Source organism: Thermus antranikianii DSM 12462, assembly GCF_000423905.1.
Classification (GTDB): Bacteria; Deinococcota; Deinococci; order Deinococcales; family Thermaceae; genus Thermus; species Thermus antranikianii.
In genome coordinates, this window is sequence record NZ_AUIW01000027.1 from 1 (window position 1) to 7,616 (window position 7,616).

Below are 7,616 nucleotides of genomic sequence, written 5' to 3' on the forward strand. Positions count from 1 at the left end.
CGGCGTAAAGGGCTACCGCCACTTCCCCCACGTCCACCAGGCGGCGGACGTAGGGCTTAAGGAAAGCCGGGTAATACCGAGATTCCCGATCCCTAGGGACCTTCAGGTCCACCTGGCCAAAGGCGGTCTCCAGCTTGCGGGGGTAGTAGCCGTTCCTGCGGCCTCCGTGCACCTGCAAGAAGGCCGTCCGGTCCAACTCCAGAACCGTCTGCAAAACCTCGGCCACCTCTCCCGCACCGCTTCCCTCAGCAAGATTCGCAAGGTATCCTGGTCCACGGGGCACCTCCTCGTGCTAAGGTGTGCCCCCCTATTAAACACGGACCCTTACACATAAATCCTTACACGACCACTCTTCGCGAACAGGGCCGGTTCAGGGGGATTTGGGGCCAAAGAGGGTATTTTGGGCCAACCCCTTGCCCCAAACGTTATTTCGCCAAAGTTGCCTTTCGCGGCCCAGGGTCAGCCTAGGGGCAAAGCAAGGCTATCTTACGGAAACTGAATGGTTCCTCCTCCAACTGTGTAACGACCTTCAGCTACCACAAAGGCAACGTCAAGAGTAGGGCTCAGAAGGCCTGAAAGCTTATAGAAACGGGGGAAAAGACCCGTGAGTACCGCGTTGAAATCGAGTGTGTTGGGAGCAAAAAAGGCCCATGCATAAGCCTCCACGTCTTCCCCCATAGCAAAAGGAGTATAAGTCAGCGTGGAAGCAAGGTTGGGTACCTTGTAGGTAGTGGCACCCCCCAGCCAACCTTTGGTCACAAAAGCCCTAATCCAAAAGGCCTGGCCCATCAGATCGAGAGCAAATCCTCTAAGCGCAGATCCTACTTGGTTAAGTCCAGACACCTGTGGATGGGCCAACCCATCCAAAGAAAGAGCTCCCGAACCCCAAGGGCTAGGGAGAGTGACGCTGATGTTACCCCCTATGAAGCCCTTAAAGTAGAAAATCCGCGAGTTGCCTGAGGTGTTTTTATAAACGGAAAAAAGAAGGTACTGGTCTCCCTGAGTAAAGCCCCGGACCTGTCGGTAGACAAAGTTACCGCTTCCCCTTCCCGAACCCACAATCCCAAAAGCCCCGTTCCCTATGTTCTTACCAACGTAGAAAACGCTAGGGCCGTCGGCGGGACTAATAAACTCTGCGGAAAAACCCTCTGGAACGCCAGTTATCGCAACGTTGCTGGTCCCCAAAGGGGGTTCCAAAGTATAGCTACGCGATCCACCTGATGTGACGTACACGTTTCTTAAGACTTCTGCAGAGAGGATTTCTATGTTAGGAATGCTCCCTCTTGCCACAACGACCAACATATCTTGGGTTCCCTCTGGGGCAGAAATAAACACCTGCTGATTGTTGGGGGACGTAATGGTTGCCGCATATCTGTTCTGGACAAGTACAAGATCTCCGGCTTGCGCTCCAGTTTGACTCAGGTCCAGGCTTAGTGTGTAAGGTACTTCGCCTTGGTTTGAACTTGAAACAAAGCTACAGGCCACTTTGGGGTTTGCCAATTCTGTATTGGTAGCGTGGATAACATACAATAGCCCTCTTTGCAGCAGTCCCTCCGAATGACATAAGACAGCAACGCCGTATCTGCTCTCCCTCCCGAGAGAAAAGGCGAAGGTATTGCTAGGCGAAGGGCTAATTACGTTCCAGCTACCAGCCCCCACCTGATAGGCTACAGCGTAGCCTGCGCCCTGAGGGTCCTCCACGGAAAGCGTTACAGAAGTTGGGGGTTGGTTTGCTTGATCACTCCCTTGCATGCTGCAGGCCCCTAGGAGTATACCCAACGCTCCCGCAAAGAATAACCACGAAAAATCTTTTCCCCACCCAGCTTTGTTCATAGGCTATCCCCGATTCATTGTAAACCCAAACCATACTGGCACCTGGCGAGAACCTAATCCCCACGTGGGAACGGCGGCTTTTGTGAAAGCAGGTTCCCCAGAAAACTCGTCCACCAAATCTAACTACGCGTTCCTCGTGATATAATACCTCCATGCCAAGAAGACCACCACCTAAGGAATTACGGCTACGAGTTTTGGGTGTGGAGGCCCTAGAGCCTGGGGAGGTATCCAGGCACGTCCGTCTCCGTGCTCGAAAGGAAGTTTGGGAAACCTTCGCAGCTCTGCCAACCAAAGAGCGCGGCCGAGTAGTCGAGGCCGGTCTTAAGGTTTTGGGGCTCTGGAAGGGGGGAGAAGATGGGACGTAGGGGCAAGGGTGCAGGAACCGTATACCGACACAAGGCCTCAGGCCGGTGGTGTGCGGAGCTCCATGTGGGGTTTGACCCAGATACGGGGAAGCCCAAGCGCATTACCGCCTACTTTCCCACCCGCAAGGAGGCCGAGGCCTGGCTTGCCGATCAGGTGGCCAGGTACCACAAGGGCCTCCTGACCGATCCCAAGGAGATCACCGTCAGGCAATGGGCCCTCTCCTGGCTTGAGCGCAAGGCCCAGGAAGTTAGCCCCAGGAGCCTCAACCTCTACCGCCAGGAGCTGGCCTATGCCCTCCCCTCCCTCAAGGACCCCTCGAGGCCCGATCCCTTGGGGACCATGCGCCTTCAGGCCGTTCAGCCCGCCCATATCCGCGGGATCCTGGATGCCCTGGCCGGCAGGCTATCCATCCGCACCTTGCGCAAGGTGCGGCAGAGGCTCTTCCAGATCTTTGAGGAAGCCCTGAACCTGGAGGTGGTGCACCGCAACCCCGTGGCCCCAGTGAAGGTAAAGGCCCCTTCCCGCATGGAGAAGGTGGGCAGGACCTTGGAGGAATGGGAAGTGCAGGCCCTCTTGGAGGCCCTGGACACCCATCCCGATCCCCGCACCGCCCTGGCTCTGAGGCTTTGCCTGGCGTGCGGGCTCCGAAGGGGGGAAGCCCTGGGCCTGCAATGGAGGGATCTAGACCTCAAGGAAAGGGTCCTCCATGTGCGCCGGGTGTGGACCCACGATGGGGAAAAGGCCACGCTATCCCTCCCCAAGACCCAAACCTCCAACCGCACCGTGCCTATACCCCAGGCTACCTTCCAGAGGCTTTTGGCCTACCGGGACTGGTGGAGGGAAAAGCTTGGCCAGTACCCTCCCCCGGATTGGTGGGTCTTCCCCGGCAACACCGGGGACCGCCCCCTGGACTTAAACGCCCTGAACCACACCCTTAGGGCGGATCGCGGAACGCCTTGGCCTGGGCAAGGTACGGGTCCACGATCTCAGGCACACCTACGGAAGCCTCCACCTGGCCCGCGGGGCCCCCGTGGAACTGGTGGCCGAGAGGATGGGCCACGCTAACCCCAACATAACCCTGGGCATCTACCGCCACCTGCTGGAACGGGAGCGCAAGGGCTGGATCCTGGACCCCGAGGACCTGACCACTCCCAGGGCCCAGGCCTAAGTGCAGGGTCCTAAACCGGTACCGCCTTTTGGGGTACCGGTTGCCCTTTCCTCTCTCCATAAACCGTAGATAAACCGTATGAAGGACCCCCCGGCCATGCTACCGGGGGGTAAAGCTTTGTGTCCTAGACTTGGTGGGCGATGGTGGACTTGAACCACCGACCTCACGCTTATCAGGCCCAAAAGGTACATACGTACCCGTACGGATAGCTACGGGATATCCCGTCCTTATGATTACTGTATTCCGGTATAGTACGGGAGTATCCCCCTACTTCCGGCTCCAACAGCCCCCCAAATAGCCCCCCGTTTCTGGTCCTTTTCCACAAAATGGCCCATGTTCGGATTGACCCGACAGGTACACCCCCCTTGCCCTAAGCTGTTCTCATGGCCCTCGAACCTTCCCTAACCCCCGAGCGGGTGCGCCCAGGGGTACGCCTCCTGGGCCTTTTGCCTGGGAAGGGCGTGATGGTGGAGCACGTGCGCTTCTTGGGGGAAACCCTCCAGGTGACCTACCGCGACCCAGACGGCCAGCTGGGGGAAGCCCTCCTCTATCCCGAGGACCTGGCCCTGCTCCAGGTGGAGGAAGCGCCTCGCTTTCCCTTGGATGCCCCGGGGGATCTCTTCCGCCTAGCCGCCGAGGCCAAGCGCATCCGCTTGGCTTACCTCTTTGATCCCATGATGGCGGTACACGCTTCCTTGGTGGAGCCTCTCCCCCACCAGATCGAGGCCGTTTACGGCCACCTCCTCCCCAAAACCCCCCTTCGCTTCCTCCTGGCCGATGACCCCGGGGCAGGCAAGACCATCATGGCTGGGCTCTACATCCGGGAGATGGCCCTCCGGGGGGCCCTGGAGCGGTGCCTGGTGGTGGCCCCCGGCGCCCTGGTCCTCCAGTGGCAGGAAGAGCTATGGGAGAAGTTCCGCCTCGACTTCCGGGTCTTCTCCCGCTTCACCCTCGAGACCTCCCAGGGCAACCCCTTCCGCGAACACCCCCTCTGGATCGCCCGCATGGACGGCTTAGCCCGCTTTCCCGAGGTGGCGGCGAAAGCTCTCGAGGTGGACTGGGACCTGGTGGTGGTGGACGAGGCCCACAAGATGGCCGCCTCCTACTACGGCCAGGAGGTGAAAGCCACCCGCCGCTACCGCCTGGGGCAGGAGCTTTCCCAGCGCGCCAAGCACTTCCTCCTCCTCACCGCCACCCCCCACCGGGGCAAGGAGGAGGACTTCCGCCTTTTCCTCGCCCTCCTGGACCCCGACCGCTTCCTGGGCAAGCCCCGGCCCAATAGCCCCCCGCCCGACGCCCAGGGGCTATGGCTCAGGCGGCAGAAGGAGGACCTGGTGCGCTTCGATGGCACCCCCCTCTTCCCTGAGCGCCGGGCCTACACGGTGGCCTACAGCCTCTCCCCCGAGGAGATGGGCCTCTATGAGGCGGTAACGGACTACGTGCGGGAGGAGATGAACCGGGCCGAGGCCCTCGAGGAAGGCCAAAGGCGCACCGTGGGCTTCGCCCTCACCCTGTTGCAAAGGCGGCTCGCCAGCAGTCCCCTGGCCATCTACCGCTCCCTGGAGAGGCGCCGGAAGCGCCTCGAGGCCCGCCGGGAGGAGGTGCGCCGGGGCCTCCTCGCCTTCCCCACCCTGGAGGAGGAGGACATCGAGGAGAAGGAGGAGTTTCCCGACGAGGAACTGGAAGCCGCCCCCGAGGTGCTGGACCAGGCCACCGCCGCCCGCACCCTGAGCGAGCTGGAGGCGGAAATCGCCACCCTAAGGCGCCTCGAGGCCCAGGCCAAGGCCCTCCTCCGGGGGCAGCAGGACCGGAAGTGGCAGGAGCTGCAGACCCTCCTGGAGGACAAGCGCATCCGCGGGCGCAAGCTCATCGTCTTCACCGAGCACAAGGACACCCTGGACTACCTGGAAAGCCGCCTCCAGGCCTACCTGGGGCGGCCCGAACAGGTGGTGGCCATCCACGGCGGCCTCTCCCGGGAGGAGCGCCGCCTGCGCCAGGCCCGCTTCACCCAGGACCGGGAGGTCCTCATCCTGGTGGCCACGGACGCCGCTGGGGAAGGGGTGAACCTGCAGCAGGCCCACCTCCTCATCAACTACGACCTCCCCTGGAACCCCGCCAGGCTGGAGCAGCGTTTCGGCCGCATCCACCGCATCGGCCAGACCGAGGTCTGCCACATGTGGAACCTGGTGGCGGAGAACACCCGGGAGGGGGAGGTCTACCTGCGCCTCCTCAGGAAGCTGGAGGAGGCCAGCCAGGCCCTGGGGGGGCGGGTGTTTGACGTGCTGGGCAGGCTCTTTCAGGAAAGGCCCCTCAAGGAGCTTCTCCTCGAGGCCATCCGCTACGGGGAGGACCCCCAGGTGCGGGCCCGGCTCTTCCGCCAGGTGGAGGGGGCGGTGGACCGGGAACGGCTGGAGAAGCTCCTGCAAAACGCCTTAGCCGCTGAGGTCCTGGACCCCAAGCGCCTGGAGGCCCTGCGCCTGGACATGGAGCGGGCCGAGGCCCGCAGGCTCCAGCCCCACTACCTGGGAAGCTTCTTCCGCGAGGCCCTGGAGGCCCTGGGGGGCACCGCCTACCTCCGGGAGGAAGGGCGGATGGAGGTGAGCTTCGTGCCCGCCAAAGTACGGGAGGCCAGGCCGGGGGTCCTGCGGAGCTACACCCGGGTCACCTTCCATAAGGGCAAGGTGAGCCTTCCTGGGAAGCCGGTGGCGGACTTCCTGGTGCCGGGGCACCCCTTGCTGGAGGGCGTTTTGGATGCAGTCCTCCGGGAATGGGGCCATAACCTGGAGCGAGGGACGGTCCTGGTGGACGAGAACGCCACAACCCCCCGCCTCCTCCTGGCCCTGGAGCACGAGGTGCGGGACGCCCACGGCCCTGTTTCCCGCCGCTTCCTCTACCTGAGCCTCAGCCCTAAGGGAGAGGTGCGGGAGGAGGGGCCCGCCCCCTACCTAGACCTACGCCCGGCCACGGAGGAGGAGCGAGCCGAGGCTTTCGGGCTTTGGGAAGGCTGGGACACGGCTGGGCTTCTGGCCCAGGCGGAGGCCTACGCCACCGCTAGGCTGGCCAAGGAACACCTCGAGGAGGTGCGCCGCTTCCGCCAGGCGGAGGTGGACCGCACCCTCCGGGCGGTGCGGGAGAGGCTCCTTTCGGAGATCTACCATTGGGACAGCCTGGCCGCCAGGGAGGAAGAACGGGCCAAGGCGGGGAAGACGGGGGCCTCGGGCCGGGCGGAGGCGGCCCGCCGGAGGGCGGACGAACTAAGGGAGCGTCTAAAGCGGCGGGAGCGGGAGCTGGAGGCGGCCAGGCACCTTCAGTCCCTCCCGCCCCGCCTCTCCCAGGCCATCCTGGTGGTGCCCCCGCTGACGCCCAAGGTGGAAGCCCCCGAGTTGGAAGCGCAAAGGCGCCTGGAGCGGCTGGCGGTGGAGGCGGTCCTTCTGGCGGAGCGGCGGCTGGGCCACGAGCCCAAGGAGATGCCCCCCGGATGGCCTGGCTACGACGTGGAGTCCCGTACCCTCCAGGGCACCCTCCGCTTCATCGAGGTCAAGGGCAAGGGGCCGGGCTCGGAGGTGGTGACCCTTTCCCGCACCCAGATCCTCACCGCCCTCAACAAGCCCACCTCCTGGTTCCTGGCGGTGGTGGAGACGGACGGGGAGAAAGCCTTGCGAGTGCACTACATTCCCACCCCCTTCGTGCGGGAGCCCGACTTCGGGGCCACCAGCGTGAATTACGATTTGAAGGAGCTTCTGGCCAAGGCGAAGCAGGTGGTGGTCCTGTGATATGCCCATATCCCAAAGCGGAGCTTGGGATACAAAAATGAGGGGTTTGTATCATATACCCCGTGCACCCCGAGGAGCTATTCGCTGGAAATCCTGGAGGCCTAGCCCAGGTCGTGTCAAGAGTTATGTGTAATAAGAAATCCCCCTAGTCCTCTCCCGTAGAATGGGGCCATGGACCTCGCCAAACACCAACGCCGCCCCCGGCTGCAACTCAAGCTGCAGCATCACCCGGATAACCTTCACGCCCTGTACCGGGAAAGCCAAGACCCCATAGAACGCTCCCGCTGGCACGCCCTCTGGCTCCTCGCCACCGGCCACCCCATCCCAAAAGTCGCCCAAACCCTGGGCTACTCCACCCGCTGGGTCCGGGACACCCTCCACCGCTACAACCAAGGCAAGCCCATGGCCGACCTCCGCCACCAAAACCCAGGCCAGCCCCCCTTGCTCCCCCCAGAACTCCAGGAGGCCTTCCGCCA

4 protein-coding genes and 2 pseudogenes are annotated in these 7,616 nt (G+C 62.8%); 4 read left to right on the forward strand and 2 right to left on the reverse strand.

Translation table 11 applies throughout. The features are described from left to right. Both G584_RS0110995 and G584_RS12730 read right to left on the reverse strand, forming a co-directional pair. Window positions 1–318, reverse strand: a pseudogene (locus G584_RS0110995) (transposase); the annotation flags it as partial. 168 nt (window positions 319–486) lie between these two features. Further along, window positions 487–1,302: a hypothetical protein gene (locus G584_RS12730; RefSeq protein WP_157626425.1), complete on the reverse strand. Its 816-nt coding sequence runs from the start codon at window positions 1,300–1,302 to the stop codon at window positions 487–489. A gap of 885 nt (window positions 1,303–2,187) precedes the next feature. Between G584_RS12730 and G584_RS13225 the strand changes: the two are divergent. From G584_RS13225 to G584_RS0111010, 4 genes and pseudogenes are all read left to right on the forward strand, one after another. Then, window positions 2,188–3,078, forward strand: a pseudogene (locus G584_RS13225) (tyrosine-type recombinase/integrase); the annotation flags it as partial. A gap of 82 nt (window positions 3,079–3,160) precedes the next feature. Then, window positions 3,161–3,367 carry a tyrosine-type recombinase/integrase gene (locus tag G584_RS13160; RefSeq protein WP_336298645.1) on the forward strand — a complete coding sequence of 69 codons (207 nt, stop codon included), beginning with the start codon at window positions 3,161–3,163 and terminating at the stop codon, window positions 3,365–3,367. 383 nt (window positions 3,368–3,750) lie between these two features. Beyond that, a complete protein-coding gene (locus G584_RS13110) occupies window positions 3,751–7,140 on the forward strand; it encodes a helicase-related protein (RefSeq protein ID WP_018110568.1) in 3,390 nt (1,129 codons plus the stop codon). Window positions 7,141–7,311: 171 nt separating this feature from the next. Then, window positions 7,312–7,616: helix-turn-helix domain-containing protein (locus tag G584_RS0111010; RefSeq protein WP_028494649.1), on the forward strand; the 305-nt coding region annotated here is incomplete at its 3' end.

Bases quoted from the DNA above. Each gene is read 5' to 3' on its own strand.
- G584_RS12730 (WP_157626425.1), bottom strand. From the start codon at position 1,302: ATGTTGGTCGTTGTGGCAAGAGGGAGCATTCCTAACATAGAAATCCTC.
- G584_RS13110 (WP_018110568.1), top strand. From the start codon at position 3,751: ATGGCCCTCGAACCTTCCCTAACCCCCGAGCGGGTGCGCCCAGGGGTA.